The following is a 19341-nucleotide window of genomic DNA, read 5'->3' as shown; positions in this document are numbered from 1 at the left end:
AGATAAAAAAGATGGTTTTGGTAAAGATAGTAAGAATTTTACAAAGGATAAAAAAGATTTTGGAAGAAAGTTTGATGATAGAAATAGAGAATTTTTAGATGATGTTGTTGAAGTTGTTGATCCATCAATAGAAAAAAGGGATGCAAGAAAAACCCATCTTCAAGGTCAAGAAAAAATAAAAAGAATAAGTCATTAAATGAACATAAAATGAGAGAAGACAGAAATCCAAATCTTATTTTAAAACCTGCAAAAAAGAAAATAAAGCCAATCATAAAACTAAAAGTGATAGTGATTTAGAATTTGAAAACAAAATAGAAAATGTTGGAGAAATAAAAATTCCTGAAAGTATAACTGTAAAGGATTTTTCAGAACTTTTAGGAGTAAGTGGTTCCCAAGTAATTTCAAAATTGATTGCTCTTGGAATAATGGCAGGATTAAATCAAGAAATTGATTTTGACTGTGCAAGTTTAATTGCAGAAGAATTTGGAAAAACAGTAGTATTAGAAACTCCTGAAATTACAGATGAAAATGAAATTTTATCACTTGACTATGAAGATAAAAAAGAAGACTTGGTAACTAGACCGCCTGTTGTAACTGTAATGGGTCATGTTGACCATGGTAAGACTTCTTTATTAGACTATATTAGAAAGTCTAAAGTTACAACTCAAGAAGCCGGAGGCATTACACAACATATAGGAGCTTATACTGTAAATATTAATAATAGTAAAATTGTATTTTTAGATACTCCTGGACACGAAGCATTTACAGCTATGCGTTCAAGAGGTGCAAAGGTTACAGATATATCAATTCTTGTAGTTGCAGCTGATGATGGTGTTATGCCACAAACTATTGAAGCTATTAATCACTCAAAGGCTGCAGGAGTTCCAATTATTGTAGCTATTAATAAAATAGATAAAGATGGAGCCAATCCTGAAAGAGTAAAGACTGAACTTGCTGATAATGGACTATTACCTGAAGATTGGGGTGGAGATGTAATTACGATGCCTGTATCAGCTAAAACGGGAGAAGGAATTGATGAACTATTAGAAATGGTTCTAATGGTTGCTGAAGTTGAAGAATTAAAAGCAAATCCAAATAGAATGGCTATTGGTACTGTAATAGAAGCTCAACTTGACAAGGGTAGAGGTCCTGTTGCTACAATTTTAGTACAAAAAGGTACTTTAAATTCAGGAGATATAGTTATTTCAGGAACATCTACCGGTAGAATTAGAGCTATGTTTGATGATAAAGGAAAGAAAATTAAAAAAGCTACACCTTCAATGCCTGCTGTTATTTTAGGACTTTCGGAAGTCCCTGAAGCTGGAAGCTTTATATATGCAGTTAAAGATGAAAAAACTGCAAGAGGATATGCTCAAAGAATTATAAATGTACAAAAAGAAAATATGATTGCTTCCGGAAATAAAGTTTCTCTAGATGATTTATTTGATAAAATTCAAGATGGTAATTTAAAAGAAATTAAAATTATTGTTAAAACAGATGTTAGAGGAACAATTGATGCAGTTAAGAATTCTTTAGAAAAATTAAGTAATGAAGAAGTTAAGGTTAATATAATCCATGGTGCAGTTGGAGGTATTAATGAATCTGATGTAATGCTTGCAGCAGCTAGTAATGCAATAATAATTGGATTTAATGTTAGACCTTCACAAGGTGCAATTGATTTATCAAGACATGAAAATGTTGATGTCAGAACATATAGAGTAATTTATGATGCAATTGAAGATATTAAATTAGCTGTAAAAGGTATGTTAGCTCCTACATTTGTTGAAGAAGTAATTGGAAGAGCAGAGGTTAGAGCAACATTTAAAGTTCCTGGAATTGGTACTGTAGCTGGAGTTTATGTTTTAAATGGGAAAATTACCAGAAATGCAAAAGTAAGACTTCTTAGAGATGGAATAATTTTACATGAGGGTGAAATTAGTTCATTGAAGAGATTTAAAGATGATGCTAAAGAACTTTTAACCGGATATGAAGGTGGATTGGGAATTGCAAATTATAATGATTTGAAAGAAACTGATATAATTGAAGCCTATATTGATAAGGAAGTTGAAAGATAGAGGTTTTTTATGAATGAAAAAAGATTAGGAAGAATAGAATCTGAAATAAATAGAGTATTATCAGATGCTATTTATAATGGAATAAAAGATAACAGAATAAATCCATCAATAACAAATATAACTAAAGTTAGCGTAACAAATGATTTAGGCATTTGTTACGTTAACATAGGTATTTTTGGAGATGAAAAAACTAAAGAAAAAACTATGAAAGGTTTAGAAAGTGCAACCGGATATATGAAGAAAAAAATTTCAGAATCTTTAGATTTAAGACACACTCCAAAATTAATTTTTAAATTAGATGAATCTTTTGAAAAAGCAGCATTAATGAATGAATTAATCATAAAAGTTTCAAAAGAGGACAGAGAAAAGAGAGAATTATATGGTAATGTTGATGAAGAAGAACAATAGTCCGGAAGAGATTTTAAATATAATAAAATCATCTGAAAAAATTGGAGTTATTTCCCATAAAAATCCTGATGGAGACAATATAGGGTCTACAATATCAGTAATACTCGGTATTAGAGAAAATCTAAATAAAAATATATTTGGAATAAAGGTTGATAACTTTCCAAAAAATTTATTATTTCTAGACACTCTTGAAAATATAAAAGAAATTGAGGAGCTAGATTTAGATTTATTAATTTATGTAGATTGTGGAGAAATAGATAGACCCGGAGAAGTTGGTGAGCTTTTTAAAACAAGAGCAAAAAAAATTATAAATATAGATCATCATAAAACTAATGATTATTTTGGAGACTTAAATTATGTGTTTCCTAATATGAGTTCAACTTGTGAAATAGTTTATAATTTGTTTAAAGAATTTAATTTTAATATTTCAAAAGATGTAGCGAATGCTTTATTAGTAGGAATAAATACTGATACTTATAGATTTTTATACGAAACTTCAACAGCTTCTACATTAAGAGCTTGTGCAGACCTTTATGATTTAGGAGCGGATAAAGATTTTATTTATAAAAAACTTTATCAAAATAACAGTTTTGAAGTAGAAATGCTTAAGAATAAATTAATAAATAGAGCAAGATTATATTTTGATAATAAAGTTGCTGTAATCGGAATGTTTAAATCGGATTTTGAAGGTACAGATTTAACAATGGATATGCTTGATGATATAGTAAATTATTATAGAGATATAAATGGATTTGAAGTTTCTATACTATTTAAAGAATTAAAAGATAATCAATTTAAAGGTAGTGTAAGAAGTAAAGAATTTGTTGATGTATCTAAAGTATGTAAACATCTTAATGGTGGGGGACATACAAAAGCAGCTGGTTGTCTTATAGATGGTAATTTTGATTGTGTTGTTGATTTGTTTTTAGAAAAATTGAAAAGTGAGTATCCAAATGAATTTTAATGGTATATTAAATGTTTATAAGCCAAAAGGATTTACAAGTAGAGATGTAGTAAATGTTGTTAGAAAGTTATATAAAACTAAAAAGGTTGGACATGCCGGAACACTTGATCCTAATGCAACAGGGGTTTTACCTATTGCTATTGGCAATGCTACAAAGATTGTTGACTATATTCAAAGTATGGGGAAATGTTATATAGGAGAAATGACTTTAGGGATAGAGACTGATACTTTAGATATTTGGGGAGAAAGTCTAAATTCTAAGGAAATCTTTTTGGATAAGAATAAATTTTTTGAAGTTATAAAATGCTATAATAACAAAACAATTTTGCAAACACCACCAATGTATTCTGCTTTGAAAAAAGATGGAAAAAGATTATATGAATATGCAAGGTTAGGAATTGAAGTAGAACGAGAGAAAAGAGAAGTTGAAATTGATTCGCTCATAATTCTTAATTTTTATGATAATAAAATACGTTTTGAAGTAAATTGTTCTAAAGGAACATATATTCGCTCATTGTTTAATGATATAGCGTTAGATACTGATAATTTTGCCTATATGAGTTCTCTATGTAGAAATAAATATGGAATTTTTAAAATTGAAAATGCTTTTTCTTTGGAAAGACTTAAAAAGTTTGATGAAAAACAATTATATAATTCATTGGTGAAAATAGAGGATGTACTTGAATATAAAAGAATAAATTTTGATAAAAAGTATTTTAAACATATTGTAAATGGACTTCGAAAAACATTCGATATTGAACAAGAAGGAATATTTAAAATATACTGTGATAATATTTTTATTGGTATTGGAGAGCTTATTCCACAAGTAAATGGGAAATTATTAAAAATGACAAATATATTCTATAAAGTTGATGATATCTAGTATTTCAAATTTTTAATTGAATAATATTATATAATAAATTGAAAAAATCTAGTGTTTAGTCACTAGATTTTTTAATATATAATTTCTAATAATTTTCTATTCAGTTTTGAAATTGGAAGTCCAACGATATTAAAATAGTCACCATTTATGTGTTTTATTAAAAGACTAGCACCATCTTGTATTCCATATCCACCAGCTTTATCATATGGATTTTCATTTTTTATATAAGATTCAATTGTTTCTTTTTGAATATCGTCTAAGTCATAAAATGATACATAACTTTTTTCACAAAATGTTGAGAAAGTATCATTAAAGTATATTGTAACTGAGGTTTGTACAATATGTTCTTTTCCGGATAAATACTCTAACATATATTTGGCTTCATCCAGATTGTTAGGTTTTCCAAATAAATATTTATCATCATAAACAATAGTATCAGCTGAAATGATTAGAGAATTACTATGTTTTTTACTTACGTCCTTACATTTTTCGAAAGATAGCATATCACATAATTCACTAAATTTTGATTTATTATCTTTAAATGTTTTACTTAAAAATTTTTGTTCTAATTTTCTTTCATCAATATTAGCAGGAATTACTTTGAATTCATTGTATATGAATTTTAAAAGCTCTTTTCTCCTTTGTGAGTTACTTGCTAAAATGATATCATAATTTCTCATAAAATCCTCCTAATATATATATATATTATAAAAATTATAACAAAAATAAAGAAACATCTCAATATTTTCAATATTGAAATGTTTCTTTAATCCAGTATTGCTCAACAATTAATAAAATAAAAATTATTTCTTAATAATTAAAATTTATATTAAATCAATTTTCCAGTTACTCCATACATTATCATGAAAAAACAGGATAAAGTAAAAGTTGTGAAAGTTAATAGTAATTTAACCATTTCTAAAGTATTTATATCTTGATTCTTATTTTTTCTCTTTTGCATAATTGTTTCCTCCAATCAAAAAATCACTTTTTAAGTTACTAATATTATATACTATAAAAAATAACTTGTCAAGATACTTTTGATAAAAATTTTAAAAATATAAAAAATAAATTGCTTTTTAAGTTATTTTATTGTATAATTATTATAGAATAGTAGAGGTGATAGTATGACTACAGGTGAAAGATTAAAAGAGCTCAGACAAAAAGCAAATCTTACATTACAAGATGCGGGTGAACTAATAGGTACAAGTAAACAAAATTTATTTAAATATGAAAATGATATAATTACTAATATTCCAATTGATCGTTTAGTAAAGTTAGCTGAAATTTATAATTCAAGTCCAATAGAAATTTTGGGATGGGAACATTATTCAAATACACCTAATTCTACAAAGGCATCATTATATAATTATTTGCCTTATGGAGTATCAGCGGGAAGTCCAGATGGACCTAATTATGAGGTTGATTTTGAGAAAATTGAAATAAGTGATTCTGTTATGGGACCATACGCAAACGATGATAATATTTTAATAATGCATGTTAACGGGGAGAGTATGAATAAAATAATACCTAATGGAAGTTATATTGCTGTTAAGTTAAATTATCCTATTTACAACTTGGAAGATGAGGATATTGTTGTATTTTCTGATAATGGGGAGTATAGTTTAAAATTGTTTTTTAGAGATGGAGATGATATAATTTTTAGACCCGCTTCTACTTATCATTCATTTACAGATTTTAAATTTTCAAAAGACGATGAATTTAATATACTAGGTAAGGTTGTTATGTATTGTGTTAATTTATAGTTTTAAAAATAATATAAATGGTAAATACAAAAAGTGTAGATGTTTTATAAATTCATCTACACTTTTTTCTGTATATTATAAATATTAGAATAATATCTAAACTATGAGTTTTTAAATTTTTAGTATTACTATTGCTAACATAAAATATATTATTAAACTTGTTGCATCAACTATAGTCGTAATAAGGGGAGCAGCTGCACTCGCAGGATCCATTTTTAATTTTTTTGCAAGTAAAGGAAGAACTCCACCTGCTATGTTAGCAGAAACTAAAGATATCGTTATAGTTAGGCTAACTACTAAACTTATATTAAATGTTGTGTTTTTTGATCCAAATATAAATAACCTTATAAAATTAGTAATAAATAATATCGCCCCACAAAGCAAACCAACAAAAAGTTCTTTTCTCAAGACAATAAATATGTCGTTTATACTTAAGTCATCAACAGCTATACCTCTTATAACCATTGTTGAACTTTGTGCTCCTGCATTTCCTGCAGTGGACATTATAATTGGAATTGATGCAGATAAAATAGCTACTGCGCTTAGTTTATCTTCAAAATACTGTAAAATATATCCTGTGAAAGTAGCAGAAATCATTAAAATTAAAAGCCATGATATTCTGGATTTAACCATTTCTTTAGTTCCTGTTTTTAAGTATGAACCATCTGTTGGAATAATACCGCTCATTTTATGAATGTCTTCAGTTGCTTCTTCAGTCAAAATATCCAAAACATCATCAGCGGTAACAATCCCAATCAAGCAATGTTGATCATTCAACACACAAATAGTTGTTAAGTCATATTTGCTTAGTAATCGAGCTACTTCTTCTTGATCGGTATTGGTGTAAACATAGTGAATGTTTTTGTCCATTATTTCTGAAATAAGTTTATCATTTTTTGCAATAATTATATCTCTTAAGTTTACTACACCAACAAGAACTCTTTTTTTATCAATTACAAAACAAACATTTATCGTTTCAGCAATTTCAGCTTGTTTTTTATTTTTATTATTGCCTCTTCAACAGTATCCTCTTCATGAAGTTCTACAAAATCTGTACTCATTACAGAACCGGCAGTGTTTTCTTCGTAACTTAAAAGGGTATTAATTTCTTTCCTGTGATCTGCAGGGACATTTTCTAAAATATATTTTATTACATTTGCAGGCATTTCTTCAAGAAAATCTATTATATCATCACTAAACATATTGTCGAGAATGTTTTTTACTTCCATAGATGACAATGCTGAAATTAATCTCTCTTGATGTTCGGAATCTAGATAGGTAAACAATTCTGCAGAAATATCTTTTGGTAAAATTTTAAATACAAATATTGCTTCATCTAGTTCTAATTCGCTAAATATTTCACTTAAGTCAACTATATTATATTCATCAAATATTTCTCTTATTAACAATACTTTTTTGTTTTTAATTAATTCAGGAAGTAGGGAAGATAATTGTTCTTTGCTGTATTCTAAAAAGTTATATTCCATATAGTCCACCCCCTAAAAATAATGAAGCTAAAGAAAAATATATTGTAAGAGAAATAGCATCACAAACAGTTGTCAAAATCGGTCCGCTCATTGAAGCCGGATCTTGTTTCAATGTACTTGCCAATAATGGCAGAATTCCTCCAATTAAATTAGCAATAGTGACAATTATATAAATTGTTGCTGAAATTAAAATAGCAATAGACATTGAAATTTTTGGCATAAATACTAAAATTCTTAGAATATTTACAGCAAATAAAATAGCACCTAAAATCAAAGAATTTAAAAATTCAGTTTTAATAACATATTTAAAATCACCTATGTTTAAATTGTCAACAGCAATTCCTCTAACAACCATTGCACTTGATTGACTTCCTGCGTTTCCGGCAGTATCCATTAACATAGGAATAAAAATAACCAAAGATGGGATTTTTAAAGTTAAATCACTATTTTTTGATAAAATTAGTCCAGAAACAGTTGCTGATATCATTAAAATTAAAAGCCAAGTTATTCTACTTTTAACCATTTCAATAATTGACATATTTATGTAAGAGCCTTCTATTGGAGTGATACCTCCCATCTTTTGTAAGTCTTCTGTAACTTCATCTTGAATAATATCATATACATCATCAATTGTAATAATTCCAATAAGTCTATGTTGATCATTTACAACAGGCAAAACTAACAGGTCATATTTAGTAAAAATTTTAGCGACTTCTTCTTGGTCTTCATCACATTCTACTGATATGACATCTGTTTCCATTATATCAGAAATCAAAGTATTAGCAGAAGCTAATAATATACTTTTCATTGAAACAAAGCCTAAAAGTATATGTTGATTATTAGTTATATAACAATAAGAAATTGTTTCTGCAAGCCTTTCCTTATCTTTAATCATTTTTAAAGCTTCATCTGCTGTAATTTCCGGATCTAATTCAACATAATCAGTACTCATTACAGACCCAGCACTATTTTCTTTAAAGTTTAAAATCATATTAATTTCACTACGTCTTTGATTAGATGCAGAATTTAAAACTCTTTTTACTATATTAGCAGGTAATTCTTCTAAAAACTCACTAATATCATCTGTAAACATATAATCTAACATAACTTTTATTTCGTGATCTTGTAAGCCATTTATTACTTGTTGTTTCATATTTTGAGGAAGATAGGCAAAAATTTCAGCAGTTTTTTCTTTTTTTATAACTTTAAACATAAATAGGATGTCTTTAATTTCAAAATATTCTTCAAATATATTTGCAAGGGTTACTTCATTTGTATCATAAATTATATCTCTTAAATGAAAAATATTTTTTTCTTCTAAAGAAGTTTTTAACTCATTAGCAATAATTTTGCTTTTTTCTAAAGAATTTTCTCTTAAGTCCATATATCTCCTCCTATTATAATATTTTAGTAAATTATATCTTAGTACATTATATCATATTTTTCCTTTTATAAAAAATTATTTTTAATTTAAAAATATTTTATTTACAAAAAAGTTTGAATTTTTATAATATTTTACATAAAAGTTTTTTAATAAAATGTTGAAAATTTAATCTTTTTATGGTATAATTCAGTATGAATATATTTGTTTGAATATTATTTTTATTTCATATATATTATAAGTAAAAAATATTAAGATTAGGGTTGGAAAATGAGAATAATATCTGGTAAAAAGAGGGGATTGAAATTATTATCACCTGTAGATTATAGTGTTAGACCAACTACAGACAAAATTAAGGAATCTATTTTTAATATTCTGTTTGAAATAGATTATAATTCTATTGTTTTAGATTTGTTTTGTGGAAGTGGAGCAATTGGTATTGAATTTTTAAGTAGAGGAGCTAAAAAAGTATATTTTTGTGATTTTTCAGAAGATAGTTTGAAAACCACAAAAAAAAACCTTGAAAATTCTGAATTCTTAGATAAATCAATAATCATAAATAAGGATTATATGGATTGTTTGAACTATTTTTATAATAATGGTTTGAAATTTGATTATATATTTTTGGACCCGCCTTATAAATATGAGTATATAAAAAAGGCTTTGGATTTTATTTGGAATAATAATATTTTAAAAGAAGATGGAATAATTATTATAGAAACGGATAAAGATATTTCTATAGAAAATTTTGAAATAATAAAAGAAAAGAAATATTCAAAAATTAAAGTGATTTTTTTAGGAAGGAAAAAATAATTATGAAGGTGATTTTTCCGGGAAGCTTTGATCCTTTAACAAATGGACATAAGAATATTATTTTAAAAGCATTAGATATTTTCGGTTATGTAGATATTGTAATTTTAAATAATTTCAATAAAAAAGCTCTTTTTTCTCTTGAAGAAAGAAAAAATATTATTTCAGATATATTTAAAAAATATAAAAATATTGACGTACATATTCATTATGGATTATTATGTGATTATATTAGTAATAATAATGTCAGTGTTTTGGTAAGAGGGGTTAGAAATACTTTAGACTTTGAATCTGAAAAGATAAATGCTAAAGTTAATAAGGAACTTTGTGGTGTGGAAACAATTTTGTTTTTCTCTGATAAATCAGATGAACATATAAGTTCAACTGTTGTTAAGGATGTGTATTTTAATGGTGGCAATATCGAATTATATGTAGACAAAGTTGTTTTAGATATATTAGGTGAAAAATTTAGGAGGAATGAGTAATGGAAATTTTAGAATTAATTGATCGTATTGAAGACTTAGTAGAAGAAAGTTCAAGTTTACCTTTTTCAAAGAAAGTTATGGTAGATTCTGAAGCTTTATTTTTTATATTGAAAGAAATGAGAGAAAATATTCCAGAAGAAATTAAACAAGCAGAATGGATTCACGAAGAAAAAGATAGAATTTTAAATGATGCAACTAAAGATGCAAATCAAATTTTAGAACAAGCAAATAAAGAAGCTTCTAAAATTAAAGCTGATGCTGAAGCAAGATATCAAAAGATGATTAATGAAAATGATGTTGTTGTTGCTGCTGAAAGTAAAGCAAATGAAATATTATTGAAAGCTGAACAAAACGCTAAAACTATAAAAATGCAAACTAATACTTATGTAGATGATGTTTTATCTAAAACTCAAGAAAAATTGAGAGATTTAATTACTGTTTTGGATAATAACAGAAGTGAGTTAAGGAAATAATTGGAGAAAGAATGAATAAAGTTACTGAAAATTTGATTTTAGATATTGATGATATTCGGAATTTATTTGGAAATTTAGATTCTAATATAGATTTTATTTCTAAAAAATTTGATGTATCTATAAAAAATAGTGAGGAAGGTTTATCTATTACAGGAGATGAAAAAATGGTTTTATTATGTGTTAAGACTATTGAGTTTTTAGTTAAAGATAATCCTTCCGAAAATTTAGATAAGCAAAAAATTTCTTATATAATTGAAAAAGTAAAATCTGAAAATAAAGAGATATTAAATGATTGGTTAGATTATGTTATTTGTTTGAATGCAAAATTAAAACCTATAAAGCCAAAAACCTTAGGACAAAGAAAATATATCTCTGCGATTGAAGATAATATAATTACTTTCGGTATTGGTCCTGCAGGAACAGGAAAAACTTTTTTAGCTATTGCAATGGCTGCTAAAGCATTAAAAAACAATACTGTTTCAAAAATAATATTAACAAGACCTGCTGTTGAAGCAGGTGAAAATTTAGGATTTTTACCAGGAGATCTACAAGAAAAAATAGATCCGTATTTAAGACCTTTATATGATTCATTATATAATATATTAGGTTATGATAATTTCCTTAGACTAAAAGAAAAAGGTATCATTGAAGTTGCACCTTTAGCATATATGAGAGGGAGAACTTTAGATGATGCTTTTATAATTCTTGATGAAGCTCAAAATGCAACCAATGAACAAATGAAGATGTTTTTAACAAGAATAGGTTTTGAGTCTAAAGCTGTTATAACTGGAGATATTACTCAAATTGACTTAGGTAGAAGAAAAATTTCAGGTCTTGTTTCAGTAAGTAAAATTTTAAATAATATTAAGGGAATTAATTTTAATTATTTTGATAGTTCTGATGTTGTAAGGCATAGTATAGTAATGAAAATAATAGATGCCTATACAAAATATGAAGATAGCTTAGCGGAGAAAAAATAATGAATGTTCTTTTTGATGATAGGCAAGATGCGTTCATAGTTACAGATAATCTTAAAGAAAAAATTATAGAATGTATCGAAACAGCTCTAAAAGTTGAAAATAAAATGATAGATAATATTGAGGTATCAGTTTCTTTTGTTACAAATGAAGAAATAAAGAGTATAAATTCTGAATTTAGAAATATTGATAGGGAAACGGATGTGCTTTCTTTTCCGATGGAGTTTGAATTTTCAGAAGAAGGTATGCCTTTTATTCTAGGAGATATTATAATTTCTACAGAAAAATCAATTGAACAGGCCCAAGAGTTTGGACATAGTATTGAAAGAGAAATTTTATATTTAGTTTGTCATTCTGTATTTCACTTATTAGGATATGATCATATTGATGAGTCTGAAAAAATAATTATGAGAAATAAGGAAAAAGAAACTATGAAATTAATGGAAGTTTTTAAAAATGAAAAAGAATTCTAGTTTTATGGAAAGTTTTTTTTGTGCCTTTAAAGGTATAATATACATTTTCAAAACAGAGAGAAATTTTAGATTTCATATAATGTTTTCTGTGTTAGTATTGTTGTGTTCTTTAATTTTTAATTTATCTTATGTAGAATTATCTGTAATATTAATTATGATAGCAGTTGTTTTGACTTTAGAAATTATTAATACTATCATTGAAAATATTATGGATTTTTTATGTAAAGACTATAATTTAAATATAAAAATTATTAAAGACATGGCATCGGGTGCAGTTTTAGTTTCAGCTTTTATATCTATAATAGTTGGACTTTTAATATTTATTCCTAAAATATTAGTTATAGTTGGTGGTTAAATGAATATTTATGAAAAAATGATTAAATGTGCTTTAGATAGCCAAAAAAGAGCATATACACCATATTCTAAATTTAATGTAGGAGCGGCTGTATTAACAGAATCAGGTAAAATATATGGTGGTTGTAATATTGAAAATGCTTCATATACTCCTACAATTTGTGCAGAACGCGTGGCTATATTCAAAGCAATATATGATGGAGAAAAAAGATAAAAAAAATCGCAGTTGTCGGTAAAGAAAATTCTTTGACATTTCCTTGTGGGGTTTGTAGACAGGTAATTAGAGAATTTTGCACTATTGATTGTGAAATAATTGTAATAAAAAACGAACAAGAATATAAGATAATAAAATTTTCTGAGTTATTACCTTATAGTTTTGGTCCAGAGGATTTATAATATGAATGACATAAAATCGGGATTTGTAAGTTTGGTTGGAAGGTCTAATGTCGGTAAGTCAACTTTGTTAAATAGGATTATTGGAGAAAAAATTTCAATTATTTCTAACAAGCCACAAACGACGAGATCAAATTTAAAATTAATATATAATTCATTGGATTCTCAAATAGTATTTTTAGATACTCCCGGAATACAAAATCCCAAAAATAAATTAGGAGAATTTATGCTAAAAGAAGCACGAAATTCTCTAAAAGATGTTGATTTAATTTTATACATGGTGGATGTTAATTTTGAAATTGGAGAGTTGGATAAATTAATAATTGATATGTTAAAGAAGATAAATCTTCCAAAACTTTGCATTATAAATAAAATAGATACTTTGGATTCAGAGGAGATATGTAAACTTGTTTCAAAATATAAAGATATGAAATTATTTGAAAAAATTATCCCTATATCCGCTTCAGAAGGAACAAATGTATATAATTTAATAGATTGTATAAAATCTTATTTGCCTTATGGACCTAAATACTACTCAGATGATATGATAACAGATCAAACTGAAAGAGAAATAGTTGGAGAAATAATTAGAGAGAAAACTCTTACTTTCTTAAGAGATGAAATACCACATGGAATTAATGTATTAATTGAAAAATTTTCAATAAGAAAAACAAACCAATAATTGATATAGACGCAATTATTTGTGTTGAAAAAAAATCACATAAAGGTATGGTAATTGGGAAAAATGGAGATATGATTTTAAAGATTGGAAAATCTGCAAGATTAGATATAGAAAAGTTTTTAGATTCAAAAGTCAATTTAAAATTATTTGTTAAGATAGATGATGACTGGAGAAATAAATCATTTAAGGTGAAAGAGTTTGGATATTTTAGAAAATAATATTTATAATAACATAAATGGATATATTATTTCAGAAAGCACATATTTGAATAAAGGAAAAATATTCAAAGTTTATACTGATGAGTTTGGACTTATTTCAATTTATAGTAAAAGTATTGAAATGTATTTATCTATGTACTCTAATTATAATTTTAAATTAAATTATCGAAATGAATTTTTTTATTGTAATGAATATGAACTTGTAGATTTTATTTCTTTTGAATCAAAAGAACATATTTTGTTTTTGAATATTCTCTCAGAAATAATTTTAAAAACAAGTGTGCAAGAGCTTAAAAATTTAGAGATTTATAATTTAATAAAAGAAGTATTGAGTATTAAAAAAACTGATTATAAAATGTTATTAACTTATTTTATAATTAAATATTTACTTTTTAACGGTTATCATCTACTATTTGATAATGATAAAAATGCGAAAGCTTTTAATTTTGATATATATGAATTAGTTATAAATTCAAGCTTAAAATTAAATTCTAAATACAATTATGTATTGGATAAATATGAATTTGATTTTATTTACTTATTATACAATTTAGATTGTTTTGAAAAATCTGAATTAAACAATATTAAATATGATTTTTCAAGAGTTCTTGGAATAATGATAAATGCACTCTGTTTGAATTTTAACATATACAAATTAAACAGTTTTAACTTAAGGTGATGAAAAATGTCTTATATAAAAAAAGAGAAAATAGAGGAAATAAAGGAAAAAGCGGACATTATTTCTGTTGTTAGTGACTATTTATCTGTGAAAAAAAGCGGAAGATATTATATGGGAAATTGTCCTTTCCATAGTGAAAAAACTCCTTCTTTTTTTCTTTATCCTGAAACTAATACTTTCCATTGTTTTGGATGTGGTAAACATGGAGATAGCATTTCATTTGTTATGGAATTGGAATCTTTGGATTATGTTAGTGCTTTAAAAAAATTAGCTGAAAAATTTGGAATAGAATTAGAGTATGAGAACTCTTTTAATTATATAGATAAAAAAAATCTTGATAAATATTATGAAATGAATGAATTTGTCGCAAGGTTTTATTATAAAAAGATGATGGAAAATTCTGTTCCTAAACAGTATTTACTAAAAAGAGGTATTAATCAAAAATCAATTAATCTTTTTTTATTGGTTATGCTGATGAAAATTGGAAAGCTCTTTATAATGAGTTAAAATTTAAAAAAATGGATATTGAAATTGCAGAAGAGCTTGGACTTATAATCAAAACTAAGACTGGCGATTATGTTGATAGGTTTAGAAATAGGATTATGTTTCCTATTTTAAATAAAAATAAAAAAGTAATAGGTTTTGGAGGAAGAACTATTGTTGATGATAGTGCGAAATATTTAAATTCTCCTGAAAGTGTAATTTTTAAAAAGGGTGATAATATTTATGCTCTTGATAAAATAATAGAAAATAATATAAGAGATAAAGTTTTAATTGTTGAAGGATATATGGATGTTATATCTTTGTATCAAAATGGAATTAATTATGTTGTTGCAGGGCTGGGAACTGCATTTACTGAAAACCAGGCAAGACTTATAAAAAGATATTTCAGAAACAATGTTTATTTATGTTATGATGGTGATAATGCAGGAATAAGTGCAACAAATAAAACAAGTTCTGTTTTTAATGAAATTTCTGTTAAACCTAATATTATAATGCTTCCTGATAAATTGGATCCTGATGATTATATAAAAAAATATGGATTGAATGACTTTAATAAACTTTTAGAGTCACCATATGATATTAATGGTTTTAACTATGAAATTTTGAAAAAAAGCAAAAAAAATAGTAATTCTATTACTGATAATACAATTTTTTATGAAAGTATTTTAGACTTTTTAACAAAAATAGATACTAATATACTGAGAGATTTGTATATAAATAAAATATCTAGTGAGTTTGGAATAGATAAAAATTCGTTAAAAGAAGATTTTCTAAATTTTGATAAAAAAGATAAAATAATTGAAAAAAAGAAAAGAAATTGAAATGGATTATAAATCGGAAAATTTATTATTAAATTCTGACAAAAAAGTTTTAATAATGGGTATTATACTATTGATGAGATGTGAAAATAATGTAGTAGATATAAGTAATAAATTAGAAGATTTATGTAAAACTTCTAATTTATATGATATTTTTTGGTATGTCAAAAATAATGTAAAGAATAATACGATAACTGTTCCATCAGCTCTAATTGAGAAATTTAAGAATAATGTTGATAATTTAAAAATAGTAGAATATATTGTTAAATGTTATAATGAGCAAATTAAATTATCAACTTTAGATTATATTAAGTTACTTGATATAACTATTTTAAATTATGAAATTAGAAAAACAACTAGAAATATTGAAAAATTAAGGCAAATGGATAAAAATAATGAAGCAGTAATTTCTAATTTAAATTTTAATGTTGAAAAGTTAATGGAATTAAACAGAAATCTTAAAAATATTGAGAAAGGGGTTCATCATGAATAATAAATTAAATGATATTGAATATGATGAAGTAAAAATTCTAATAGTAGAGGAACTTACTAAATACGCTAATGAACATAATGGTTTTGTTAATAATAAGTATCTTGAATCGTTAGATTTATTTAATTTTATTGATATTGATGATATTGAAGAAATAAAATCTAAGTTAGCTGAAAATCAGGTAGAGTTTATCGATGAAATTGAAAATTTAGAAGATATTGAAATTACTGATGATTTAATAGACCTAGAGGATGAAAAAGAAGATTCTGAAGATGAAGAAATAAAATTAGAAGATTTTTCTGATTTAAAAGGTTTTAATATAGATGATCCCGTTAAGATGTATTTAAAAGAAATTGGGAAAATACCATTACTTAGTGCTGACGAAGAAAGAATTTTAGCGGAAAATATGGAAACCGGAGATATTGAAGCTAAGAAAAAATTAGCTGAAACAAATTTAAGACTTGTAGTTAGTATTGCAAAAAGATATGTTGGTAGAGGAATGCAATTTCTTGACTTAATACAAGAAGGAAATATGGGCCTTATGAAAGCAGTTGAAAAATTTGATTTTAGAAGAGGTTTTAAGTTTAGTACTTATGCTACTTGGTGGATAAGACAAGCAATTACAAGATCCATAGCTGATCAAGCTAGAACAATAAGAATTCCCGTTCATATGGTTGAAACTATAAATAAATTAGTTAGAATTGAAAGACAATTAGTTCAAGAACTAGGAAGAGAACCGACTAATGAAGAAATATCAGAACATATGGGAATTGAAGTTGATAAAGTAAATGAAATTAGAAAAATTGCTCAAGAACCTGTTAGTTTAGAAACTCCTATTGGTGAAGAAGATGATAGTCATTTAGGAGATTTTATTGAAGATGAGACAGCAATCGCTCCTGATGAAGCAGCTAATTTTTCAATGTTAAAAGAGCAATTAAACCAAGTTTTAAGTACACTTTCCGATAGAGAGAAAAAAGTTTTAGAACTTAGATTTGGTCTTAATGATGGTACACCTAGAACTTTGGAAGAAGTTGGTAAAGAATTTGAGGTTACTAGAGAAAGAATAAGACAAATAGAAGCCAAAGCGCTTAGAAAATTAAAGCATCCTAGTAGAAGTCAAAAACTAAAAGATTTCTTGGAATAAAGATATGGTTAGTTTAAGATTAAAGAAGATTTGCAATTTAGTTGATATAAATTCCATTGTGGCAGATATAGGAACAGATCATGGTATAATTCCTATAGAATTATCAAAAAGTTGTATATCAAAAAAAATTATTGCAACTGATATTAGTAAAAATTCTTTGGAAAAATTAGAGCATAAACTAATATATAACAGTAACATAGTAAATATTGAAACCAGAGTATCTGATGGACTATACTGTTTTGATGAATTTGAAGTTGATACTATAATTATTTCAGGTATGGGTGGTATACTAATTAAAGAAATTTTAGAAAAAAATTTGTCTGTTGCAAAGACAGCAAACAGTTTAATTCTATCACCAAATAATTCATTGGATATTTTAAGAAAGTTTTTATTGCAAAATAATTTTGTTATTGAAAAAGAAGATGATGTAATAGAAAATAAAAAATATTATCAAATTTTGAAAGTAAAAAGAGGCAAAGACTTTTATAGAAATGCTTATGAATTCCTATATGGTAAGTTGCTTATAAAAAACAAATCTGAAAATTTAAGAATATTTTTAGAAAATGAATTAAAAAAGTATGAGAATATTTTAGATAAAATAAATTTAGCAAGCAAAAGTAACGAAAGAATTTTAGAAATAACTAATTTAATCAATGAAATTAGAGGTATTTTAAATGAATTTTAAAGTAAGTGATTTAGTAGAATTATTAAATACTGAATATTCATTCTATTTGCAAGAAGATTGGGACAATTCAGGTTTTCAGATTGGAAATTACGAAGATGAAGTTGGAGGAATTTTATTAGCACTTGATTTAACAGTTGATTCTATAAATTATGCAATACAAAATAATATTAATTGTATTTTGACACATCATCCTTTATTTTTTGAAAAAATTCAAAATTTGCAAGTCAATTCTGACTTATATAAAAAGCTTGAACTGTTGATGCAAAATGATGTTAATGTAATTTCTATACATACACCATTAGATATTCATCCAAATGGGGTTAATAAATTTTTGGCTGATAAATGTTTTTTAAGTAATAAGGAAGTTTTCATTGATTATAAAGAAGGATATGGTTACGGAATAATTGGAAGTATTGAAAATGATACATTTAAAAACTATCTTGCAAAGTTAAAAAATAGTTTTAAATTTCCAATGTTATATTATGGGAATACTGATAATATCATTTCAAAAATTGCTGTTTTGGGCGGTTCAGGTGCGTTTTCTATAAAGAATGCAATTTCTAAGAAAGCTGATTTATTAATCAGTTCAGATTTTAAGTATCATGATATTCAATTAGCTTTAGAAAATAATTTAAAGATAATTGATTTAGGACATTATGAATCTGAAATTTTTGGTTTGTTATCTTTAAAAGAATTTTTTATAAATAAAAATATTGATTTAAAGATATTAATTTATGAAAATAACATTTTTAAAAGAAATATATTTTAATTTAATTAAGTAAGACAGACAATCGCGTGGATATTCCACGAGGAAAGTCCGTGCACCATAGAGCAGAATGCTGGATAACGTCCAGTGGGGGCGACCCTAAGGCTAGTGCAACAGAGATATACCGCCATTATAATGGTAAGGGTGGAAAGGTGAGGTAAGAGCTTACCAGCATATAGGAGACTATGTGGCTATGTAAACCCCATTCGGTGCAAGATCAAGATTGAACTTTTGTAGTTGCTCGCTACGTTCATAGGTAGATTGCTTGAACAAATTGGCAACAATTTGTCTAGATAGATGATTGTCAAATACAGAACACGGCTTATAGTTTTGCTTAATATATATAATTAAATATAAGGTATTACCTTATATTTTTTACTTTTACATATAGGGAGATTTTAATGAATTTAGAAAAACAAATATTAA

23 protein-coding genes, 1 other RNA gene and 2 pseudogenes are annotated in these 19341 nt (G+C 25.8%); 21 read left to right on the top strand and 5 right to left on the bottom strand.

The features are described 5' to 3' along the window. Nucleotides 1–311 precede the first annotated feature (311 nt). Genes infB through truB form a run of 4 tightly spaced genes read left to right on the top strand, consistent with a single transcriptional unit; the run spans nt 312 to nt 4330 of the window. Nucleotides 312–2075 (top strand): translation initiation factor IF-2, encoded by a 1764-nt coding sequence (gene infB / locus HMPREF9127_RS04780; protein WP_218015502.1) that lies wholly within the window; start codon nt 312–314, stop codon nt 2073–2075. A 9-nt stretch (nt 2076–2084) separates the two neighbouring features. Further along, complete coding sequence (gene rbfA / locus HMPREF9127_RS04775; RefSeq protein WP_009448885.1) at nt 2085–2483, top strand: 30S ribosome-binding factor RbfA; 399 nt, start codon at nt 2085–2087, stop codon at nt 2481–2483. After that, nucleotides 2455–3447 carry a DHH family phosphoesterase gene (locus HMPREF9127_RS04770; protein ID WP_039849471.1) on the top strand — a complete coding sequence of 331 codons (993 nt, stop codon included), beginning with the start codon at nt 2455–2457 and terminating at the stop codon, nt 3445–3447. Before rbfA ends, HMPREF9127_RS04770 begins: the two co-directional genes overlap by 29 nt. Continuing rightward, the gene (gene truB, locus HMPREF9127_RS04765; protein WP_009448996.1) at nt 3437–4330 is read left to right on the top strand and encodes a tRNA pseudouridine(55) synthase TruB; all 894 of its coding nucleotides are present in this window, start codon (nt 3437–3439) and stop codon (nt 4328–4330) included. Before HMPREF9127_RS04770 ends, truB begins: the two co-directional genes overlap by 11 nt. A 71-nt stretch (nt 4331–4401) precedes the next feature. On the opposite strand, the gene HMPREF9127_RS04760 is transcribed toward truB, so the two are convergent. Then, nucleotides 4402–5010, bottom strand: coding sequence for a Maf family protein (locus HMPREF9127_RS04760; RefSeq protein ID WP_009448533.1), 609 nt, complete (start codon nt 5008–5010; stop codon nt 4402–4404). A 149-nt stretch (nt 5011–5159) separates the two neighbouring features. Then, on the bottom strand, nt 5160–5291 hold the full coding sequence (locus tag HMPREF9127_RS09155; protein WP_009449143.1) for a hypothetical protein: 132 nt from the start codon (nt 5289–5291) through the stop codon (nt 5160–5162). 166 nt (nt 5292–5457) lie between these two features. Here HMPREF9127_RS09155 and HMPREF9127_RS04755 point away from each other — a divergent pair, with 166 nt between their 5' ends. After that, nucleotides 5458–6096 carry an XRE family transcriptional regulator gene (locus HMPREF9127_RS04755; RefSeq protein WP_009448692.1) on the top strand — a complete coding sequence of 213 codons (639 nt, stop codon included), beginning with the start codon at nt 5458–5460 and terminating at the stop codon, nt 6094–6096. 111 nt (nt 6097–6207) lie between these two features. On the opposite strand, the gene mgtE (HMPREF9127_RS09150) is transcribed toward HMPREF9127_RS04755, so the two are convergent. Genes mgtE (HMPREF9127_RS09150) through mgtE (HMPREF9127_RS04745) form a run of 3 tightly spaced genes read right to left on the bottom strand, consistent with a single transcriptional unit; the run spans nt 6208 to nt 8967 of the window. Continuing rightward, nucleotides 6208–7050 carry a magnesium transporter gene (mgtE, locus tag HMPREF9127_RS09150; protein ID WP_255261743.1) on the bottom strand — a complete coding sequence of 281 codons (843 nt, stop codon included), beginning with the start codon at nt 7048–7050 and terminating at the stop codon, nt 6208–6210. Between the two features lie 14 nt (nt 7051–7064). Further along, entirely contained in the window at nt 7065–7583 is a 519-nt protein-coding gene (locus tag HMPREF9127_RS09145; protein WP_009448749.1) for a magnesium transporter MgtE N-terminal domain-containing protein, read from the bottom strand. Next, nucleotides 7573–8967 (bottom strand): magnesium transporter, encoded by a 1395-nt coding sequence (mgtE, locus tag HMPREF9127_RS04745; RefSeq protein WP_009448710.1) that lies wholly within the window; start codon nt 8965–8967, stop codon nt 7573–7575. The genes HMPREF9127_RS09145 and mgtE (HMPREF9127_RS04745) overlap by 11 nt, the downstream gene beginning before the upstream one ends. A gap of 267 nt (nt 8968–9234) precedes the next feature. Between mgtE (HMPREF9127_RS04745) and rsmD the strand changes: the two genes are divergently transcribed. From rsmD to rnpB, 16 genes and pseudogenes are all read left to right on the top strand, one after another. Next, entirely contained in the window at nt 9235–9777 is a 543-nt protein-coding gene (gene rsmD, locus HMPREF9127_RS04740) for a 16S rRNA (guanine(966)-N(2))-methyltransferase RsmD (RefSeq protein ID WP_009448597.1), read from the top strand. Nucleotides 9778–9779: 2 nt separating this feature from the next. Further along, a complete protein-coding gene (gene coaD / locus HMPREF9127_RS04735) occupies nt 9780–10259 on the top strand; it encodes a pantetheine-phosphate adenylyltransferase (protein WP_009449099.1) in 480 nt (159 codons plus the stop codon). After that, nucleotides 10259–10732, top strand: a complete 474-nt coding sequence (locus HMPREF9127_RS04730; RefSeq protein WP_009449011.1) for a hypothetical protein — start codon at nt 10259–10261, stop codon at nt 10730–10732. Before coaD ends, HMPREF9127_RS04730 begins: the two co-directional genes overlap by 1 nt. 11 nt (nt 10733–10743) lie before the next feature. After that, nucleotides 10744–11712, top strand: coding sequence for a PhoH family protein (locus HMPREF9127_RS04725; protein WP_009448950.1), 969 nt, complete (start codon nt 10744–10746; stop codon nt 11710–11712). Continuing rightward, nucleotides 11712–12182, top strand: coding sequence for an rRNA maturation RNase YbeY (gene ybeY, locus HMPREF9127_RS04720; RefSeq protein WP_009448767.1), 471 nt, complete (start codon nt 11712–11714; stop codon nt 12180–12182). Before HMPREF9127_RS04725 ends, ybeY begins: the two co-directional genes overlap by 1 nt. After that, nucleotides 12166–12537, top strand: a complete 372-nt coding sequence (locus tag HMPREF9127_RS04715) for a diacylglycerol kinase family protein (RefSeq protein ID WP_009448874.1) — start codon at nt 12166–12168, stop codon at nt 12535–12537. The genes ybeY and HMPREF9127_RS04715 overlap by 17 nt, the downstream gene beginning before the upstream one ends. Beyond that, a pseudogene (cdd, locus tag HMPREF9127_RS04710) lies at nt 12538–12932 on the top strand (cytidine deaminase). It abuts the gene before it with no gap. A gap of 1 nt (nt 12933) precedes the next feature. After that, nucleotides 12934–13829, top strand: a pseudogene (gene era / locus HMPREF9127_RS04705) (GTPase Era). Beyond that, on the top strand, nt 13810–14508 hold the full coding sequence (locus tag HMPREF9127_RS04700) for a hypothetical protein (RefSeq protein WP_009448592.1): 699 nt from the start codon (nt 13810–13812) through the stop codon (nt 14506–14508). The pseudogene era and the gene HMPREF9127_RS04700 overlap by 20 nt, the downstream one beginning before the upstream one ends. Nucleotides 14509–14514: 6 nt before the next feature. Beyond that, nucleotides 14515–15015 carry a CHC2 zinc finger domain-containing protein gene (locus tag HMPREF9127_RS07495; RefSeq protein WP_009448521.1) on the top strand — a complete coding sequence of 167 codons (501 nt, stop codon included), beginning with the start codon at nt 14515–14517 and terminating at the stop codon, nt 15013–15015. Further along, the gene (locus HMPREF9127_RS07490; RefSeq protein WP_255261742.1) at nt 14970–15833 is read left to right on the top strand and encodes a toprim domain-containing protein; all 864 of its coding nucleotides are present in this window, start codon (nt 14970–14972) and stop codon (nt 15831–15833) included. The genes HMPREF9127_RS07495 and HMPREF9127_RS07490 overlap by 46 nt, the downstream gene beginning before the upstream one ends. Then, entirely contained in the window at nt 15811–16323 is a 513-nt protein-coding gene (locus HMPREF9127_RS04690) for a hypothetical protein (protein ID WP_255261714.1), read from the top strand. The genes HMPREF9127_RS07490 and HMPREF9127_RS04690 overlap by 23 nt, the downstream gene beginning before the upstream one ends. Then, nucleotides 16316–17464, top strand: a complete 1149-nt coding sequence (rpoD, locus tag HMPREF9127_RS04685; protein WP_009448821.1) for an RNA polymerase sigma factor RpoD — start codon at nt 16316–16318, stop codon at nt 17462–17464. The genes HMPREF9127_RS04690 and rpoD overlap by 8 nt, the downstream gene beginning before the upstream one ends. A gap of 4 nt (nt 17465–17468) precedes the next feature. Beyond that, nucleotides 17469–18149 carry a tRNA (adenine(22)-N(1))-methyltransferase gene (locus HMPREF9127_RS04680; RefSeq protein WP_009449034.1) on the top strand — a complete coding sequence of 227 codons (681 nt, stop codon included), beginning with the start codon at nt 17469–17471 and terminating at the stop codon, nt 18147–18149. After that, a complete protein-coding gene (locus HMPREF9127_RS04675; protein WP_009449100.1) occupies nt 18139–18918 on the top strand; it encodes a Nif3-like dinuclear metal center hexameric protein in 780 nt (259 codons plus the stop codon). The genes HMPREF9127_RS04680 and HMPREF9127_RS04675 overlap by 11 nt, the downstream gene beginning before the upstream one ends. 6 nt (nt 18919–18924) lie before the next feature. Next, nucleotides 18925–19256, top strand: an RNA gene (gene rnpB, locus HMPREF9127_RS07585) — RNase P RNA component class A. Nucleotides 19257–19341: the final 85 nt, after the last annotated feature.

This window comes from Parvimonas sp. oral taxon 393 str. F0440 (genome assembly GCA_000223315.2).
GTDB lineage: Bacteria > Bacillota > Clostridia > Tissierellales > Peptoniphilaceae > Parvimonas.
The sequence above is the reverse complement of the archived record's forward strand: the minus strand, read 5'-3'. Positions and strand labels throughout refer to the sequence as shown.

What these genes read in the sequence shown, in the direction of transcription:
- HMPREF9127_RS07495 (WP_009448521.1), top strand. Translation starts at nt 14,515, where the DNA reads ATGTCTTATATAAAAAAAGAGAAAATAGAGGAAATAAAGGAAAAAGCG.
- HMPREF9127_RS04715 (WP_009448874.1), top strand. Translation starts at nt 12,166, where the DNA reads ATGAAAAAGAATTCTAGTTTTATGGAAAGTTTTTTTTGTGCCTTTAAA.
- truB (WP_009448996.1), top strand. Translation starts at nt 3,437, where the DNA reads ATGAATTTTAATGGTATATTAAATGTTTATAAGCCAAAAGGATTTACA.
- HMPREF9127_RS09145 (WP_009448749.1), bottom strand. Translation starts at nt 7,583, where the DNA reads ATGGAATATAACTTTTTAGAATACAGCAAAGAACAATTATCTTCCCTA.
- HMPREF9127_RS04755 (WP_009448692.1), top strand. Translation starts at nt 5,458, where the DNA reads ATGACTACAGGTGAAAGATTAAAAGAGCTCAGACAAAAAGCAAATCTT.
- HMPREF9127_RS04730 (WP_009449011.1), top strand. Translation starts at nt 10,259, where the DNA reads ATGGAAATTTTAGAATTAATTGATCGTATTGAAGACTTAGTAGAAGAA.
- rsmD (WP_009448597.1), top strand. Translation starts at nt 9,235, where the DNA reads ATGAGAATAATATCTGGTAAAAAGAGGGGATTGAAATTATTATCACCT.
- coaD (WP_009449099.1), top strand. Translation starts at nt 9,780, where the DNA reads ATGAAGGTGATTTTTCCGGGAAGCTTTGATCCTTTAACAAATGGACAT.
- HMPREF9127_RS04770 (WP_039849471.1), top strand. Translation starts at nt 2,455, where the DNA reads ATGGTAATGTTGATGAAGAAGAACAATAGTCCGGAAGAGATTTTAAAT.
- HMPREF9127_RS04760 (WP_009448533.1), bottom strand. Translation starts at nt 5,010, where the DNA reads ATGAGAAATTATGATATCATTTTAGCAAGTAACTCACAAAGGAGAAAA.
- HMPREF9127_RS04675 (WP_009449100.1), top strand. Translation starts at nt 18,139, where the DNA reads ATGAATTTTAAAGTAAGTGATTTAGTAGAATTATTAAATACTGAATAT.
- ybeY (WP_009448767.1), top strand. Translation starts at nt 11,712, where the DNA reads ATGAATGTTCTTTTTGATGATAGGCAAGATGCGTTCATAGTTACAGAT.
- rpoD (WP_009448821.1), top strand. Translation starts at nt 16,316, where the DNA reads ATGAATAATAAATTAAATGATATTGAATATGATGAAGTAAAAATTCTA.
- HMPREF9127_RS09155 (WP_009449143.1), bottom strand. Translation starts at nt 5,291, where the DNA reads ATGCAAAAGAGAAAAAATAAGAATCAAGATATAAATACTTTAGAAATG.
- mgtE (WP_009448710.1), bottom strand. Translation starts at nt 8,967, where the DNA reads ATGGACTTAAGAGAAAATTCTTTAGAAAAAAGCAAAATTATTGCTAAT.
- HMPREF9127_RS04725 (WP_009448950.1), top strand. Translation starts at nt 10,744, where the DNA reads ATGAATAAAGTTACTGAAAATTTGATTTTAGATATTGATGATATTCGG.
- rbfA (WP_009448885.1), top strand. Translation starts at nt 2,085, where the DNA reads ATGAATGAAAAAAGATTAGGAAGAATAGAATCTGAAATAAATAGAGTA.
- HMPREF9127_RS04680 (WP_009449034.1), top strand. Translation starts at nt 17,469, where the DNA reads ATGGTTAGTTTAAGATTAAAGAAGATTTGCAATTTAGTTGATATAAAT.